We start from the raw sequence: 18,036 nt of genomic DNA, 5'->3' as shown, positions 1-18,036 counted from the left end.
AAATGGAATCAAAAATCATCAAAGGAAATTCGCCCACCGAAATACAGTTAGCACTTGATAATTCTTTAAGAAGTGGATTTAAACCTACGCTTGCCATCATTACTTTATCGGAAACGGAAAATGCAGAAGATTTACGAACGCAATTTGACCAACATTCCATCAAGATTTTTGGTATTACTGCACCTCAAAAATTTACAGGGCACGGTATTGATGAGCACAATATTGTAGTGATGTTATTGGATATGAATCCAGACTATTTCAGGATTGTCCTAAAAGAATATCATGATTCTTCAGCCTACGAAGCCGGATTAAAAACCGGAAAAATCGGCAAAGAAACATTCACGAACCCTGGCTTTATCATTTCACCCATAGATTTTAGAATGTCTGGTGACGAGGTGATCAAAGGATTAACTGAATCAGCTGGCAAGGAGGTACCTATCATGGGAGGAGTTGCCGGCAATCCCAAGGATTTCTCAGGAATTTTATTCAACAACTCTTCAAAAACCTATGCAGGAATATTGGCACTGATTATAGACCGTGATAAGGTAATGATGAATGGGCTGGCTGTTTCGGGTTGGAAACCAGTAGGAACCAGCAAAAAAATCACCAAGAGTAAAGGCGCTTGGGTATATAGTATAGATGACCAACCAGCTGTAAATGTCATCAAGCGCTTTTTAGGAGAAGAAATAATCACCGATGAAAAGCAAGGCGATGGGTTGCTTCCTTCGGACTTGGGTTATCCCTTACAGTTTGAAAGAGCCTCTGGCAATGCTATTATGAAACCAGTAATTTTTTGGAATACTGCCGACCAGTCCATCATGGTAGGCAGCGAGGTGAAGGAAGGAGAGTCTTTTCGATTTTCACTACCTCCAGACTTTGATGCCATCGATATCGTGGTAGGAAGTACCCAGATTATAAAGGAAAAGAGCATGCCTGAGATAGATGCCTTGCTCATTTTTTCCTGCATCGGTCGACTAGGGACTTTTGGTCCCATGATTTCATCAGAAATAGAGGGACTTTCCGAAACCTGGAAAAAACCTATGCTAGGCTTCTTTTCATTGGGTGAATTTGGAAAACTAGATGATGGCCCCTCTGAATTTCATGGTACCACTGTAAGCTGGGTAGCCTTAAAAGAAAAATAAATTCCCATCAACCAATAAAACTATGAAGGCGAAATCAATCAAAGGAAAAACCACCGCAGAAATAAAAAGCGCGCTTACCGAAAGCATGGCAGATGGATTCCATCCTACGCTAGCAATCGTTTTTCTGTCAGTTTCCCAAGACAGAAAGGGAATCAGCCAATTGCTTGATGAAGCGGGCATTGCGGTATTTGGAAGCAGTACCAATGGGGAGTTTATCGACGAAGACATAGAGACAAAGTCTGTAGCTATTCTCCTTCTAGATATGAAAAAAGAGCATTTCAGAATTTATGCTGATGAGTTTAAGTCAAATAACTACCAAGAAACTGCTAAGAGCATCACTCAAAAGGCAAAAAAAGAATTTGAACAGCTCGCTTTTCTGATAGCGACCAGCAATGCAGCAACGGATGGGGAAGAAATATTACTTGGATTTAGAAAGACGATCGGTGAGGAGGTAAATGCCTTCGGCGGAGCTGCGGGTGACGATTATGCTTTTGAAGAAACCTGGGTTTTTACCAATGAATGGGAAAGCAATAATGGAATGGTATGCATCGCCTTGGATGAATCAAAAGTAAAAGTAAGCGGTATTGCTACCTGCGGATGGAAAGCAATGGGAACCGAAAAAATAGTGACAAAAAGCGAAGGGAACCATGTCTTCACAATCGATAATGAGCCGGCACTGGATATCACAACCAAGTATGGTGGACTGGAAAATATCAGTCCTGATAATAAAGACCTTTTAATTGAAATCGCTGCCAACTTCCCCCTTCAACTTCAACGGGAAAATGGAGACCCTGTCATGCGGCCTCCTTTGGTTGTGGATTGGACCGACCGCTCCTTTTTCACTAGTGGCACTGTACCTCAAGGCTCAAAAATCCGCTTTTCTCTTCCCCCTGATTGGGATGTGATGGAAAAAGTAGTGAAAGGAGTTCAACAACTCAAACAAGATGAAATGCCTGAAGCAGATGCAGTGGTGGTGTTCAGTTGTGCGGGTAGAATACTTTCGTTTGGTCCCATGATGAATGCAGAAATAGAAGGTGTAAAAAACGTGTGGAAGGTTCCAATGGTAGGAATGTTTTCGAATGCCGAGCTTGGGAGAATGGCCGGTGGTAATCTCGAGATGCACAACCTAACGACCTGTTGTATAGCCCTGAAAGAAAAATAGAAATGGATAAAAATCTTCAAGAGGTGTCAGACTTCATACAGCAGGAGCCCAATATTTCTCCTGAAGTCAAGGAGGCTATGCTGAAGTCTTTAAAAGATGTGGATAAAGAACTTCAGATTTTATCCTTCAAGCTAGACCGAACCGAAAAAGTAAAACGGACCACCGCCATTTTGCTGGAGGAAACCATTGAAGAACTGGAGCATAAAAGAGTCGCTGTAGAAGAAGCTTTGGCAGAGCTTAAATCTGCCCAGGCCCAGCTGGTCCAACAAGAAAAGTTGGCCTCACTTGGTCAACTCACAGCTGGCATTGCCCATGAAATCAAGAACCCTTTAAATTTTGTCAACAACTTTTCAGAATTGAGCAAGGAATTGATCGAGGAGGTTTTTGAGGAACTGGAAAAACTGGATTCATCAGAAACCAAACAAGATATTATCGACATTCTCACTGACGTACAAAATAATTTGACCAAAGTTCATGAGCATGGCAGCAGAGCTGACAGTATAGTCAAATCTATGCTACAACATAGCCGTGGAAGTACAGGAAAAGCAAGTTCAGTCCGGATTAATGATCTGGTCAAAGAATTCACCACGCTAGCCTTTCATGGAATGAGAGCGGGCAAATACCCGATTAATATGAATTTGGATTTTCAATTAGATGAAAATGTTGGGGAGGCTAATTTGGTAATGGAAGACTTTTCTCGGGTTGTTCTGAACATCGTCAATAATGCATTTGATGCAATGCGCGAAAAGCTAAACACTACCAATAATGGGGAATACCTACCTCGCCTTCAAATCAAAACTCAGCGTTTAGAAGACAAAATAGAACTTAGCTTTCAGGATAATGGACTTAGGATTCCTGAAGAAATCAAAGACAAAATCCTTCAGCCATTTTTCACTACCAAAAAAGGGACCGAGGGAACAGGCTTGGGATTAAGTATTACCCATGATATTGTAAAGGCACATGGGGGTGAGTTGACAGTAGAAAGTGAGGAGGGAAAAGGTTCCATATTTATCCTCAAACTTCAAAAACCTAATTGATATGATTTCCCTATTCCGAAGGCTACGGCAAAAACTCCTGATCCAAAACCGATTATCCCGATACCTAATCTATGCTTTGGGAGAGATATTTTTGGTGGTGATTGGGATTTTGATCGCCCTTCAGGTCAATAATTGGAATGAAGAAAGGAAAACCAAAAATCGTGAGCGGGATGTGCTCAAACGCCTGCAGCAGGAGATGGTGCAAGACAGTTTGAACCTGGAAAGCAGCATTAGTCTGGTAAAATATAAAGCAGAGCAAGCAGAGCGTCTGCTTCGTGCATTTGAGATTGATTCAGAAATAGAGAATCCTCCTGAATTTGTAAGAGACGTTTTTCTGGTGGGGCGAGGCGGCAGTTATCTTCCATATATCCCTGCTTACAATGAGTTAGTGGCCAATGGTGAATTGGGGATCATCCAAAATGAGGAGATCATTAAACAAATCTCATCCTATTTGAACAGGATGAACGGCCTGCAATCATTTTTGTACGACGAGGGAGATACAAGGAGATCAGTCTACAATGCCCACATACACCGGTACTTTTCAGCTTTGATTATGAATGAAATCTGGGAATTAGGTACCCAAACCGAAAAGCTGACTGATGACATCATGGAGTCATATGAAACAGATATTCCAGGCTACCTATCGGATCCTGATTCTGATTATCATATGCGGAATGTAGCCGCTGTAAATCTGGAATTAAAGCTTCTGTATGAGCAATCGATGGAATCCTTTACAGCTCCTATTCTGAACTTAATTAATCAGGAAATCGACAAAAATTAATCCAAAGAAAAAATGCTCAGAATCTTTAGACATATAAGAAAATGGTTGATGGAAGAGCGTAAGATCCGAAGATATTTGCTATACGCCCTTGGCGAAATCCTATTGGTAATGATCGGTATTTTGCTTGCCCTTCAAGTGAATAACTGGAATGAGCAGCGGAAAGCCAAAATCAAATCAATCACTTACCACGAAAGGATTCTTGAAGACCTTGATATCTTCATCAGTGAAACTAACCAGGCAATGAAACGCTCTACTTCAATCAGAAATTTAATCTTGGAAACTTTAGATTTTTTGGAATCAAAAAACCTGCCTGAGGATAAAGTTAGGGTTTTTGAAAATACGCTTCACTTTTATTACCAGATACCCTACCGGCACCCTTCCCTAACTACCTTGGATGAAATGCGGAGTAATGGGGACCTTAGTCTTATTGGTAACCTCGATCTTAGAAAAAAGCTAATCCAGTTGGATCAAGATATTCTGTCCAATGATGAAGTGCTTGTACAAATAGGTTATCAGAGTCAGAATCCTGTATTTTATATAGATCAATTTGTGCGCTCAATACCTGACACCAGCAGCCTTACTTCTAGGGGAATCAAGGTCAATTCGAAGTTCAATTTTGAATCAATGGCAAATGATGAAAAGCTGATCAATTATTTCTCAAAATTTTCAGTGCAATGGTCCCATCATATTATGTTTTCCAAAGGATTGAATGAATCAGCCAATGAGTTAAGGGAAGCAGTGTCTCAAGAATTAGAAAATCTAAAATAATGCTCCGATTCTTCCGACATATTCGAAAAAAGATTCTATTCTCTGACAATACCAGAAAGTATGTTCTTTATGCCCTTGGGGAAATTTTTTTGGTCATGATTGGGATACTCTTGGCTTTGCAGGTCAATAATTGGAATGAAAAAAGGAAAGAACGAAACTTGGAAAATCGCTATTTGCAGAGATTGGCAGCAGATTTAGAGAAAGACATAGAAAGTTTTTCAACTTCTCTTGAAGCCAATGAAAGTCGAAAGAAGCGGGCCGAATTTCTTTTGGAAGCTATGGACTCTTCGGAGCTAATTAGTTGGGAGCCAACCTACTTTATTGAAAGTATTGAGTATGCCGGATACACCTATGATCCCGTGATTTCCGATCACATTTTTGAGGAAATAAAATCTAGCGGAAGGTTAGCCATTATCCAAAATGAAGAGCTCAGAACGACTCTTTCCACCTATTATTCAAATCTCAACAATCGGGATCAATACAATTTTATTCGCCAGGAATTCCAAATCGACTACCTGAAGTTTTCCCGTGGTATCCTTAGCCCGGAGCAACAAATAGGAGTCGGTAGCTTTAGCAGCTCAGAAACTTACACTCCAGAAGAGGCAATGGAAGCATTCAGTAGAATGATGGCTAAGCCTGATTTTCTGGAAATATTGCCCATAACGATTCAATCCAAAACCAGGACTAGCGAAGTTCTGAACAGATTTAAGAATCAAGCTGAGCTGCTTCGGGAAATGATCATCAATCAAAAAAACGAACTCTAAACATGCTCCGCTTCTTCCGCCATATCCGAAAAAAACTAATCGAACAAGACAAAGTTCGCAATTATATCTGGTACGCTTTGGGAGAGATTTTTTTGGTCATGATTGGGATACTCTTGGCTTTGCAGGTGAACAATTGGAATGAAGAGAGGAAAGAGAAAAAGCTTTCCGATGAGTACCTAAGCAGAATAGCGGAAGATTTGGATCGCCTAGTTGAAATAAGTGGAAATCAAAAGCAGAAAATGCGAGAAATCCTTTCATCCATCACAGAAGCCCAACAATTGCTGGAAAGAGGAACTCCCCTCTCTGATTACGAAAAGGAAATAGTGGATTTTGCGAAAGTATGGTTTCCCAGGACAACCAACCAATTGCCCACCATGCTCACCTATGAGGAAATGAAAGAAAGCGGCAACCTCAACCTAATTCGCAATATCCCCTTACGAAATGAATTGGCGGAATTGTACAGTTACTTACTCCAAGTGAAAAGCACCTTCGGACGATTGTCTGCTGATACGGAAACTCAGTTCACTGATTACAACAAGTATCTATGGGCGCACACTAACCCTAAAACTCTGGAAATCACCAATTCTTATGATTTTGATGCCATGTCTAGAGATAAAGAGTTGATCAATACATTTTCAAGAATATCAGTTTATTAGAGAGGGTTTGTCTTTTATGGAAAGAGTAAATGGCCTTGGTATAGGTCTAAAAGAAGAAATGAGTATTCAAGCTTTTAATTAAAAAAATGAGACATTTTATCAGATCCACAGTCCTAGCACTTTTGATGGGTTACTATTCTCCAATTGAAATTTTTGGGCAAACAAAAAGCCCCGTTTTTCGAAATATTACCTCGGAAGATGGCCTGCCTACTACCTCAGTAACGGATATAGACCAAGACACTTTTGGATTTATTTGGATAGGCACTTGGGACGGAGTATATCGATTTGATGGAAAAAAATATGAGAAGATTTTTTATGACGGACGCTATATAGAATCTGATCAGGAGGGAGGCGTATGGATTTCAATACAAACAGGCCATTTAGGATATTATAACCCTTCCTATGACAGTGTCTTATTTTTTGAAAATATAGACGAGAGAATCAGATATCTTGACCTCAAGATTCTTGAAAACAAAAATGTACTTGTCGGAACAGGATCTGGAATCAAGCGATTTGACCCCGTCTCACAAACCTTCATCCTGGAAGAAGGCCAAAAAAAAGGAGCTGTTCGTGAGTTAAATGAAGGTAAAGACGGGAGATTGAATTTTTTATCTTTTCAAGAAAATAATATCCAAATAGGAACCCGATCTCCAAAAGGGAAATACAGCTACGAAGATTTCCCAATTGACGAAAATAACCAAGAGAAAACTTCTTTTAACCAAACCTCACCAACGATAGTATTCCCATATGGGGGTCAAGGTGCGGTCATTTTTAACTCCAACGGATTTGCTAAAAGGGAAAGCCCAAATGAAGATTGGAAATTTTTCAGGGTAAGTAGTCCTGAAATTTTAAAAGTGAAAGGTTTTGAAGAATATAACTCTTACAAACTTCAAGGGAATTATCTCTGGCTAAATCAAATCGATGCTATTAGCAGGATTGATCTGGAAACCGGGGAGATGGAAACAATAAACTCTGAAATTAACAATTCCCGAGGGCTGCTACCCATGGAGAGTGATCATGGTTGCAATTTATACATTGATCGCCAGGGGATTTTGTGGGCTTCTAGATTCTCCTATGGTTTAAGTTTACTCAACTTATACCAATCGGACTTCGGCCTTCTTCGGGATGAAAATGGCAATGTAATCGCAGATATTTTATCTGCGGTCGAAATGGAGGACAGAACCTTTTGGGTGGGTGCCCGAGCATCATTGGAAAAGGGGCTCATACATTTTTCGGAAGACGGAAAAACAATAATAGAACGCATAGGTGCTGAGAAACCACTTCCTTCTGAAGGGAAAACCATCGGAAAAGCATTGTCTCATTACTTCCCTTGGAAAACAATTGTTTCTTCTGACGGAACTCTTTGGGTAGGTACCGGGCAACCAGGCCCTAATTATGGAGGACTAAACCGAATACCGCCTAATTCCAATCAAATAATTCGCTATAAACATGATGCCTCTGACCCCTACTCTCTTTCGCATGATTGGGTTTTCAATATTTCAGAAGATCCTCAAGGGAAACTTTGGATAACCCATAATGAGGGATTAGACTTTTTTGATCCGGAATCTGAAAAGTTCACAAAAATCGATCGTGAAAGTAAATTTTTGGATATAGATGCTTACTTGGTTGACCCTAATGGACATTTACTTGGGGTTTTGGAAGAAGCTACTATTTCGGGAGAGTCAGGCCAATGGCTTTTTACTTTAAATACCCAAACAAAAGAAATCAAGAAATTAAATCTTAAAGGCAAAAGGGAGCAAAACTACTTTACAGCCCAACCTATAATTGATAAACAAAATAGAGTTTGGGTGGCCATGAGGAAGGGCTTCGGTTACACTGATTTAACCTATGAAAAATTCTTGCATTGGGTAAATCTGGAAGAAACAGCATTCCCTGATTTGGAAATCAATGCAATTAGCTATGATGATCGCGGGGAAATTTACTTTGCCACATCCGATGGAATAATCCAATATTCTCCTGATTCCGGGAACTTCCGGCGCTTCGGTTTTGAAATGGGGCTCCAATCCTTGCTGTTCGGAAGGTTAAACTACCGGGGTGCATCAGGAAAAATTTTCTTTTCTGGAAACAGCGGAGCAAATATTTTTCATCCAGACCAAATCAAAACCAACCCTTATCCCCCTGAGATTCTTTTCAAAGAAATTCTACTGGACGGTAAAAGCTATCAGAGCTTTTTGGACTCAGCAGAAAGGCAGCCAAGCTACATGCTTTCCTCTCTAGTAGTCCCTCCAGGTATTACTACTTTGGTTGTACAATTTGCTGCTATTCATTTTGGTGGAAATGGGCAAAATCAATCCCAATACAGGTTAGTCGGGTTCAATGAAGACTGGCAGGATGCAGGCACCAATAGCAGCTTGACTTACACAAATCTGCCTGTCGGCAAATATGTGCTTGAGGTAAGGTCCATGAATCTAGATGGAGTTTGGAACCTGGAACCTGAAACTCTTAAGATTACAGTACTCCCTCCCTGGTACCTGACTTGGTGGGCCTATTCTATTTACGCGGTAGTAATTATTTTATTGGCTATGTTTTTTATCCGGGAGCAAAGAAGAAGAGCTGCCAAAAAAGAACGGGATAAGGCAATAGACAGAGAGCTGGCCCAAGCCAAGGAGATCGAAAAAGCCTATGAAAATCTCAAGGCAGCCCAAGAGCAACTCGTTCAGCAAGAAAAACTCGCTTCTCTAGGACAACTCACCGCCGGCATCGCCCATGAGATCAAAAACCCACTGAATTTTGTCAATAATTTTTCAGAAGTTTCAATGGAGTTGATCGAGGAAGCTTTGGAGGAAATTCATCAAATTCAGGAAAATGAGCATGCTGTAGAGACAGGCGAAATTCTTTCGGATATCAAATCAAATTTGATAAAAATCTATGAACACGGTACTCGCGCCAATAGAATCGTCTCCTCCATGCTGCAGCATTCCCGAGGTGGAGAAGGTAAAATGGAACCCACCGATCTCAATGCCTTACTGAAGGAATATGTCAATTTGAGTTTCCATGGAATGCGCGCAGGGAAAAATCCGATCAATGTAGACATAGAGATGAATCTCGATGCCAAAGTCCAAAAGGTCAATCTAATTTCAGAAGATTTTTCCAGAGTCATCGTCAACTTATGCAACAATGCCTTTGATGCCATGCGGAGCAAAATGAATTCTGAATTGTATCAGCCCAAACTCTCGGTGCGAACAAAGGCAAAGGGAAATCTAGTCATCATCGAAGTAGAAGACAATGGCCCTGGCATCCCCGATGAGATCAAGGACAAGATCCTTCAACCTTTCTTTACCACCAAAAAAGGAACAGAGGGAACAGGCTTGGGATTAAGTATTACCCATGATATCATCAAGGCCCACGGAGGACAATTGGATATTAAAAGTGAAATAGGAATAAGTTCTGAGTTCAAAATTTCCTTACCTACTAAAATTGTGTAAAATTAAAAAAGTACAATTATTACTTTATCAACAAAGAGGAAGCTTTTTGATTAATAAGTGTAATTTAATGACATAATTCACTGATTTTCAATTGTTTTTTTGGTATTTTAGCTATTATTTCAAATAAAACACCTAAATCCCATCAACTATGAAAAGGTTAATTTTAATTATGCTGTTTGGCTTGACTTTATCTGCTTGCCAGCAGGAACAAAGGTACACTCAACAATCTCCTGAAATCGATGCCGCAAGGGCATTATTGGCAACTTCTGCCTCGGGAGATTTTGAAGGCCAAAGGGAATATTATGCTGCAGATGCACAGATATTTTATAATGCTACTGAAGATAATCCTACTTCCGTGGATAAAATGATTGAGGAGCAAAAAGCTCAGGCAGATGATTTCTCCAATGTATCCATAACAATAGAAGATAGTGCTATTGAAATGGTCACCACTGATAAAGGCGAAAAATGGGTGAATTGCTGGGGAGTCTGGAAAGGAACCCATACTGCATCTGGAAAATCTTTCGAAGTTCCATTTCACGAGACATTTCAATTTGTAGATGGAAAAATTGTCAAGGACTTTGGTTATTGGGACAATGCTCCAATTATGATGGCGATAATGGAATATGAAAAATCTCAAGCCGCAGCAGCTGACTCCACCATGATGAATTAAGACTTGTCTTATCCCACCTAAAATCCCCATCTCTATGGGGATTTTTTTTATTTTAGGACCTTACAAACTAATTTTTAAACAATTTCAACTATGGGACTCTTCTGGAACCTAATCCAACAAAGCCAAATTTCTGATCAGAAAGCCAGAGCCTCTACGCTGGAAGCACGCGTGGCCTACCTAGAAAATGAATTGCACAAAACCCAACAGATTTTAAAAAAAACACTTCAAATCCTAGAGGAGCATACTGGCAAAGATTTGAATGGGGATGGAAAAATCGGATAAGCTTAGATTTTACGAATACTTCTCATTAAATCCTCCTTATACATTTTGCTAACAGGAATTACCTTGCGCTTGATCTCCAAGTGTGAATCGGCTACAGCATCAAGCTTTCTGATATTCACTACATAAGAGCGGTGAACTCTCAAAAAATCCTTGTTTTCCATTTTCTGGCAAAATGTATTTAATGGACTGACAATCAAATAATTTTGAGAATTGGTAATGATATTACAATAATTTCTTTCGGCCTCGATATAAAGGATCTCATCCAACATTATTTTGATTAATTTCCCATTATTTCGGATAAAAATTCGATCGTCTAAGCTTTCAATAAAAGAATTGCTTTCAGGTATTTGCCCCCCCTTTCCTTGGATCTTCTCTTCAACTAACTCAATGGTTCTTTGTAAATTAAGCTTATTGAATGGTTTAGATATAAATGCATCTGGCTTGGTTTCTTTTGCCATTTGGAACGAAGCCTCGTCTGAATTGGCCGTAAGATAGATTAAAGGAATGGAAGCCTTTTCCTGGATTTTCTTAGCTGCTTCCACCCCATTTATCCCCCCTTTCAGTTGAATATCCATGAGAATGATATCGGGTCGGTTCTCTAAAGCATGATTAACTGCCTCTTCTCCTCTGGACTCTATTCCTGTCACTTCATATCCTAACTTGGATAGCTGCAAAGAAATATTTGCAGCGATAATCATATCATCCTCCACAATCAAAATTCTCGTCTTCTCACTCATGCCGCCTTCTTTGTTTTAAATTCGAAAAAAACTTCTGTTCCTTGTTGGGTGCTCAAGGTCATCTTTCCATCCAACTGCTTAGTAAGGAGCTCCACTAGCTGGGTACCAAATCCAGTTCCCTCTATTGATTTGCTTTTACTCATACCTTTTCCATTATCTGCTACCCTTAGATAAAGATGCTCTTTATCCTCTTTAAGGCTAACCATAATTTCCCCTTTACGTCTATCCGGAAAGGCATATTTCAATGAATTGGTGATTAGTTCATTAACGATCAAACCTATTGGAATAGCGCGATCCACATCCAACTCCAAAGTATCCATGTTGACTTCCATACTTATTCGATCCGTGGCATCAAAGGAGTCAATGATGTATGAACCCAGATTTACGAAATAATTTTTCATCTCAATAGCCGCCAAATTTTCCCCTTGATATAGATTTTGATGGATCATGCCCATACTCTGAACTCTGTTTTGGCTCTCCACCATAATATCCTGAAGTTCCGAATTATCGATTTGGGCCGTTTGCAAAGCCAAGAGACTGGAAATCGTCTCCAGATTATTTTTGACACGATGGTGGATTTCTTTCAGCAGAAACTCCTTTTCTAAATTTTGTCTTTCCAGAAGCTGGCTATATTTTTTTCTTTTGACGAAAACCCGATAAAGAAAAAAGAGGAAGAACACCATCAATGCAGTGATCAAAAGGGTGAAAACTTGGATAATTTTCTGACGCTTAAGAGCTTCTTCCTGCAGGGAAATAATACTTTCTTTTTGATTTACATCCATTGCTGTTTGCAATTGGGCGATTCGCTGATCTGCTTCTGCATTGAACACTGCCTGATTGAGTTCATGATACTTTTTAAAAGCCCTGTATGAATTGGAAATATCCTGTAAGCCTTCGTATGATTCAGCCAATTCCCTATAAATCAACCCTAAAAAGTAGCGGTCCCCAAAATCCTCAGTAGCTGTCCGGATACTTCGGTTAAGGTATATGGTGGCTTCCTCATAAAAGCCTTGTTCTTTTTTCACTTTCCCCAGAGAAAGCAAAGAGCGAACAACCATAAACTCATTCTGTAATAGCTCGGCGTATTTAAGTGCCTCCTTCCCGGAATTTTCGGCATTTGAATAATCCTCCAACGCTAAGTATAAATCTGTCAAGGCAATGTAGGTATCGCTGAGGTTATTATAAAAGCCGTATTTCTTGCCTATTTGGGTGGAGCGTTGAAAATACGGAAGAGCCTCTTGATACCTGCCAAGCATAACCAAATTATTGCCAGTGACATGCAATGTGAAGTCAAAGTCCAAGTCTTTGATGCCCCTCTGCTCAAAAAGCGCGAGCGACTTCAGGCCATACTCCAACCCTTCTTCTGATTTTCCCTGCTTCCAAAACAAATTGCTGATATCTGAATAAGCCATAGCAATGGCTTTGGTATCGCCGTATTTTTCTCCCAATTGAAGCGTTTGACTGGCAAATTCAAAGGCTTTGCCCAATTCTCCTCTACGCTCATAGACATAGCCTAAATTAGTGAGTAGTAACCAAGTCTCTGATTCAGGTAACTTTTCCAGCGCACTTTTCAAAACTTGCTCTGCTTGATCAAGTTGCTCCATTCTTAGCAATACAGCTCCCTGAGCTACTTGCATTCGCCCCTCCCAGATTTTGCTTCCATCTTTTTGGGCTTCTTCTAATCCTTGTTTGATAAAGAAGAGTGATCTTCGAAGGTTTCTCGTGTGCGTATAATAGCCTAAATCCCACAACATTTGAAGCCTTACATCAGACCCCTCAACTTTTGGGAGTGATTTTTCAATCAATTCAAGATATTCTGGACCAAAGTCATCTGTGTTTTCAAAAACAGCTTGATATTCAATCAATCCCTCATTATTGGAAATTTGGGCAAAACCCGAAAGTTGGCAAAAAAGTAAAAAGAAGACTAAGATTCTTTTCATATTGGAAAATAAACAATTTTTAGTATTTAAAAGTCATTTTTTTGCATTTTAAATGCCTCTGATAAAAAACTGCACTAGTTCGGACAGAAAACAACTAGCTCCGTCCTCCTTTACTTTTTGAATTGCAAATTCAATGAGAGATTGAATCAAATAATCTTTTAACCTAAAAAAATAAAGATGAAAGCAACACTGAGAAAATTGTTAGGGTTGGTACTGCTAATTGCGATCAGCCCATTTGTAAATGCTCAAGATGCTCCTTTGGGACCACTAACTTCTGTCACTGAGTTTACTATTAAGCCTGGTCATACCATGCAATTTCGAGAAGGTATCAAAGCATGGAAAGAATGCTATTTAAAAGACGGAGGAGAATGGACTTGGCGAATGTGGGAAAGACAGCAAGGAGAAGGCACTGTTTACATTTTGGCCACCAACATGCCAAATTGGGCTGAAATGGATAAAACTGATGAAAAAGGAAAGGATTGCCGATTACTTGCCCTCAGCCTGATTAATCCTCACGTGGAAACTGCAACCAATCATATTACACGCTTTATGCCGGAAATAAGTAATTCTAATGCCTTTGGAGCCAACCTTATCAGGGTAAGCTTTTTCAAGCTTAACCAGACCAATGGCTATAAAATGATGGAAGTGGTTAAAGAAGTTGAAGCGATACGCAAAAGCTCTGGGTTGCCTATTCGTGGGTATTGGTATAATTGGCAAACCGGCGATCCTAGCAGTCCAAACTACCATGTGGTAACAGGATATAAAAATTATGCTGAAATGGATGTAATGCAGGATAGCGTTTGGAAATCTGTAGAAGATGCGTCCGGGAAGAAAACAAGAGATGAGTTACAAGCAAAATTCCGTTCGTCTTTAGAAAGCACTTGGAGCTATATCTACAAAATGGACGAAGAAATTAGTCATCTTGGAAATAATTAAAAGTAAAGACTTCTGCTTTTGACCAATTCAACTGAATGCCGAAGTATTGATGAAAGGTCAATCAGTCAAAATAAGGAGATCCTAGATCTCCTTTACTTGGCTTTCATAAAACTGGTGAAACCCTGAAAATTTTCTAAGAAAGATTTCAAAAAAATAAGGAATGAAGATCATGGAAATGATGCAAGCAGGAACTGATACAGCTTGATCTGATGGAAATAAAACGGTGTCTTTAAACCTGGTATAGCATTTCCAAGACACCGAAACCGCCATGATTTCTTGACTTCATATCGACTGTCCATTTTTTCTAAGTAAGCATTAAGACTTAAGCATTTTACACATCATGGCAAAAAACAGCACTCTTGAAGCATTCTCCTTTAAAACTTGGTTTACCTGGTTGGGTGTTGCTTTTATGGTTCTATTAGCAGGAAAATTTATCCTAAATGATGCGCTCCCATATTTCGGATTGGAAGAAGGTGTGTTCGGGAGATTTTGGGTGATGAAATGGCCATTAATCGGACATATTTCTGGAGGTTTAATTGCCTTAAGCCTTGGTCCTTTCCAGTTTTGGACCGCTTTTAGAAATAGGTATCTCAAAGCTCATCGGATGATGGGAATGGCCTATATCTCCGGAATTCTGGTTGGAGTAATTAGCTCAATTGCGCTATCTCTGACCACTGGTATCGCTATTCATTGGACTTGGAGTCTAGCTCTAATAGGCTTGGCTATAGCTTGGTTTGGTACCACAGGAATGGCTTTTCGGTTTATTCTTTTGCGCAGAATCAGCCTCCATAAAGAATGGATGATCAGAAGCTATGTGGTGACCTTTGCCTTTGTCCTCTTTCGCTGGCTCACAAGCCAACCATTTTATAATGAGCTTGGCTCATTTATAGAGACCGGCCCCACGGCCATTTGGCTTTCTTGGGTAGTTCCGCTCTTTATCTGCGAGATCGTACTTCAGTGGAATAAAAAATAAATTCCCTATCCTATATATCAGGTAATCATGATTAAGAAAGTCATGCTATATATTCTTTCTCTTGTACTTATACTTATCATAGGGTTTGAGGCTATTGGACCAGAAGACGAAGAAGGGCTGGAATTTGAACCTTGGCAAGAGTTTGACCTTTCGGCCGGAGAAAGTCCAAGGCTTTGGATGCGAAAACCCAATATCCCGCCACATTTAAATGACACAATATTCAAAAATATTGAAGAATGGATTGAAGGATTTCGACAAGTAAAAACTATTCCCTTTTCACAATTATACTGTGACCAGCTCTCAAGAAAGAAACAAGGAGATATTGGAGCTTTATATTACTACTCTAATGGAATTGAAAATGCAAACTTCAATTCAGGGGAGTTGATCTATAAAAAATAGACTCATTCAAACAGCAAGAGTTGAAAAACTGAATTTATAGAATCCAACAAGAAGATGGTGGAATTTGTAGCTTCAAATCATTCAGTAGGTTTCGCTAATACTATAGAATGCTTTGAAAATTTTTTGGTTACAGTTTCACTGCTTACTCTTGAAAGAAAAGAAACCTTAAATACTAAGAAAATAATCAGCTTATATTGTATCAGGTATACCTATAAAAATTTAATAATGAGAAAATTAATCCTAATACTTATTTTTCAATTTGTACTTACCATTGTCTACAGTCAAAACCATCGGGCAAGAGATTTAGGAATCCCCTTGGATGGAAAAACAGGAAAACTCAATGCCATCACTGATGTCAAAGGCTTAGAAGTCGGTCATACCACACTGATATCCGGAGAGGGAGAATTGATAGTAGGGGAAGGTCCTGTCCGAACAGGAGTGACCACTATTTTCCCCAGAGGCAAGCAATACGATCCCGTTTTCGCAGGCTGGTATAGCCTAAACGGAAATGGGGAAATGACAGGAACTACTTGGGTGGAAGAATCCGGTTTTTTGGAAGGACCCATTGCCATTACCAATACCCACAGTGTAGGTATAGTCAGAGATGCGGTGATAGAATGGGAGTTTAAAAACAATCATTTTGATCCATTACCAGGTGAACCAGACGTATTTTGGGCATTGCCTGTAGTAGCCGAAACATACGATGGGGATTTAAATGATATCAATGGTTTTCATGTTAAAAAAGAACATGTTTTTGCTGCTTTGGAAAATGCAAAATCCGGACCTGTAGCAGAAGGTAACGTTGGCGGTGGCACCGGGATGATCTGTCATCAATTCAAGGGAGGAATAGGCACCTCCTCGCGTGAAATTATGATCAATAATACCACCTACACTTTAGGCGTGCTTGTGCAGGCCAATTATGGCACTCGTGAATCACTGACTATTGCCGGAGTACCTGTAGGCAAAGAAATTTCCGATCGACAGATTCTTTTAGATCCATTGAATCGCCAAGAAGAAAGAGGATCCATCATTGTGATCGTGGCTACTGATGCTCCGCTGCTTCCCCATCAATTAAAAAGATTAGCAAGGCGAGTACCTATAGGAATCAGTCGAGTAGGTGGATATGGAGGGAATGGCTCCGGTGATATTTTCATTGCCTTTTCTACTGCCAATTCTGGGGCTGCCGATCGAGAAAATAATCAACAGGTAGACATGATTCCCAATGATCAAATGTCAGCCCTTTTTCTGGCAACCGCCCAAGCGACCGAAGAATCAATTCTGAATGCCTTGGTAGCTGCAGAAACCATGGTGGGGAAAAATAATACGACGGTATACGAACTACCAGAAGACGAAGTCGTCGAGCTGTTAAAGAAGTACGGTAGAATCAAATGATAACCTCAACATGAAAAAAATTTTAGCAATAGTTGGCTGGGCACTTTTTCCCATAGTGGTTTCTTTCGGCCAGACCAGAATTATTGATATGCACATTCACTCCTACACGGAGAGTGATTTTGGTGTGCGGGAACCTTCCGCTACAGATCACTATGGAGTAAAGAGTTCAGCAAATGCTGAGCAACATCGCATAGAGACTTTTGCGGCATTTGAGCGGTTTAATATCGTTAAGGCTGCTGTCAGTGGTAATCCCGAAAGTGTTCGAATCTGGAAGGAAAAAGATAAAGATAACCGTGTAATCAAGGGTATTTTATCTATTTCCCCAGATGATTACGAAATAGATATTGAGCGGTTTGAGCAAATGATCAAAGCAGGTGAAATCGAAATCTTTGGAGAATTGGGTCCCTACTACGGCGGTACCACGCTCAGCGATCCCATTTGGCAACCTTATCTCGAGATTTGTGAAAAATATGACATTCCAGTGGCTGTGCATACCGGAGGTGGAGACCCAGGAGGCACCTATTCCTGGTCCCCAAGAGCAAGACTGAAACTAGGTGATCCTTATTTGATAGAAGATGTTTTGGTCAAGTATCCCAAACTACGGGTGTATCTGATGCACGCCGGAGGAGAGGATTGGCCGGAACATGCCATTCGATTGATGGCCTACTATCCCCAGCTTTATACGGATATTGCTGTTTTACTTTGGGTGGAGCCCAACACTCAACGATATGTCACGGATTTTCTCAAAAACATCAAGCATGCAGGCTACCTGGATCGAGTGATGTTTGGTTCTGATCAAATGATATGGCCTTACGCAATCGGGAAGTCTATCGATTTTTTGAACAGTTTGGATTTCCTGACAATTGAGGATAAAGAAGGGATATTTTATGGGAATGCGGCGAGATTTCTGCGATTGGAAGATTAAAAAAAAATATCCTAACCCTGAAGGAA

General features: G+C 40.1%; 17 protein-coding genes. 15 read left to right on the top strand and 2 right to left on the bottom strand.

The genetic code is table 11. The features are described from left to right. The first annotated feature begins 2 nt into the window (after positions 1-2). From GYM62_RS19405 to GYM62_RS19360, 10 genes are all read left to right on the top strand, one after another. Entirely contained in the window at positions 3-1,142 is a 1,140-nt protein-coding gene (locus tag GYM62_RS19405) for an FIST signal transduction protein (protein ID WP_219957617.1), read from the top strand. A gap of 22 nt (positions 1,143-1,164) precedes the next feature. Next, positions 1,165-2,304 carry an FIST signal transduction protein gene (locus GYM62_RS19400; protein WP_219957616.1) on the top strand — a complete coding sequence of 380 codons (1,140 nt, stop codon included), beginning with the start codon at positions 1,165-1,167 and terminating at the stop codon, positions 2,302-2,304. A gap of 23 nt (positions 2,305-2,327) precedes the next feature. After that, the gene (locus tag GYM62_RS19395; protein ID WP_219957615.1) at positions 2,328-3,341 is read left to right on the top strand and encodes a sensor histidine kinase; all 1,014 of its coding nucleotides are present in this window, start codon (positions 2,328-2,330) and stop codon (positions 3,339-3,341) included. 1 nt (position 3,342) lies between these two features. After that, a complete protein-coding gene (locus GYM62_RS19390) occupies positions 3,343-4,122 on the top strand; it encodes a DUF6090 family protein (protein WP_219957614.1) in 780 nt (259 codons plus the stop codon). Between the two features lie 12 nt (positions 4,123-4,134). After that, complete coding sequence (locus tag GYM62_RS19385) at positions 4,135-4,890, top strand: DUF6090 family protein (RefSeq protein WP_219957613.1); 756 nt, start codon at positions 4,135-4,137, stop codon at positions 4,888-4,890. After that, positions 4,890-5,654, top strand: coding sequence for a DUF6090 family protein (locus GYM62_RS19380; protein ID WP_219957612.1), 765 nt, complete (start codon positions 4,890-4,892; stop codon positions 5,652-5,654). The genes GYM62_RS19385 and GYM62_RS19380 overlap by 1 nt, the downstream gene beginning before the upstream one ends. 2 nt (positions 5,655-5,656) lie before the next feature. Then, complete coding sequence (locus tag GYM62_RS19375; RefSeq protein WP_219957611.1) at positions 5,657-6,310, top strand: DUF6090 family protein; 654 nt, start codon at positions 5,657-5,659, stop codon at positions 6,308-6,310. Positions 6,311-6,396: 86 nt separating this feature from the next. After that, positions 6,397-9,756, top strand: a complete 3,360-nt coding sequence (locus GYM62_RS19370) for a sensor histidine kinase (protein ID WP_219957610.1) — start codon at positions 6,397-6,399, stop codon at positions 9,754-9,756. A 148-nt stretch (positions 9,757-9,904) separates the two neighbouring features. Further along, positions 9,905-10,426, top strand: coding sequence for an ester cyclase (locus GYM62_RS19365; RefSeq protein ID WP_219957609.1), 522 nt, complete (start codon positions 9,905-9,907; stop codon positions 10,424-10,426). Positions 10,427-10,516: 90 nt separating this feature from the next. Continuing rightward, positions 10,517-10,708: a hypothetical protein gene (locus GYM62_RS19360; RefSeq protein ID WP_091651520.1), complete on the top strand. Its 192-nt coding sequence runs from the start codon at positions 10,517-10,519 to the stop codon at positions 10,706-10,708. Between the two features lie 2 nt (positions 10,709-10,710). Here the strand turns inward: GYM62_RS19360 and GYM62_RS19355 are convergent, their stop codons facing one another. Both GYM62_RS19355 and GYM62_RS19350 read right to left on the bottom strand, forming a co-directional pair. After that, positions 10,711-11,445, bottom strand: a complete 735-nt coding sequence (locus GYM62_RS19355; RefSeq protein WP_144607425.1) for a LytTR family DNA-binding domain-containing protein — start codon at positions 11,443-11,445, stop codon at positions 10,711-10,713. Beyond that, the gene (locus GYM62_RS19350) at positions 11,442-13,385 is read right to left on the bottom strand and encodes a tetratricopeptide repeat protein (protein WP_144607426.1); all 1,944 of its coding nucleotides are present in this window, start codon (positions 13,383-13,385) and stop codon (positions 11,442-11,444) included. The genes GYM62_RS19355 and GYM62_RS19350 overlap by 4 nt, the downstream gene beginning before the upstream one ends. A gap of 177 nt (positions 13,386-13,562) precedes the next feature. Here GYM62_RS19350 and GYM62_RS19345 point away from each other — a divergent pair, with 177 nt between their 5' ends. From GYM62_RS19345 to GYM62_RS19325, 5 genes are all read left to right on the top strand, one after another. Then, positions 13,563-14,321 (top strand): hypothetical protein, encoded by a 759-nt coding sequence (locus GYM62_RS19345; protein ID WP_144607427.1) that lies wholly within the window; start codon positions 13,563-13,565, stop codon positions 14,319-14,321. A gap of 340 nt (positions 14,322-14,661) precedes the next feature. Then, positions 14,662-15,294 carry a DUF2306 domain-containing protein gene (locus GYM62_RS19340; RefSeq protein ID WP_144607428.1) on the top strand — a complete coding sequence of 211 codons (633 nt, stop codon included), beginning with the start codon at positions 14,662-14,664 and terminating at the stop codon, positions 15,292-15,294. Between the two features lie 27 nt (positions 15,295-15,321). Further along, positions 15,322-15,693, top strand: a complete 372-nt coding sequence (locus GYM62_RS19335; RefSeq protein ID WP_144607429.1) for a hypothetical protein — start codon at positions 15,322-15,324, stop codon at positions 15,691-15,693. Between the two features lie 225 nt (positions 15,694-15,918). After that, positions 15,919-17,085 (top strand): P1 family peptidase, encoded by a 1,167-nt coding sequence (locus tag GYM62_RS19330; protein ID WP_144607430.1) that lies wholly within the window; start codon positions 15,919-15,921, stop codon positions 17,083-17,085. A gap of 10 nt (positions 17,086-17,095) precedes the next feature. Beyond that, positions 17,096-18,010: an amidohydrolase family protein gene (locus tag GYM62_RS19325; protein WP_144607431.1), complete on the top strand. Its 915-nt coding sequence runs from the start codon at positions 17,096-17,098 to the stop codon at positions 18,008-18,010. The last annotated feature ends 26 nt before the right edge of the window (positions 18,011-18,036 follow it).

The organism is Algoriphagus sp. NBT04N3, from assembly GCF_019443765.1.
In the GTDB taxonomy this organism is placed as follows: Bacteria; Bacteroidota; Bacteroidia; order Cytophagales; family Cyclobacteriaceae; genus Algoriphagus; species Algoriphagus ornithinivorans.
Note: the sequence above shows the minus strand (reverse complement) of the source record. Positions and strands in the feature narration are given on the sequence as shown.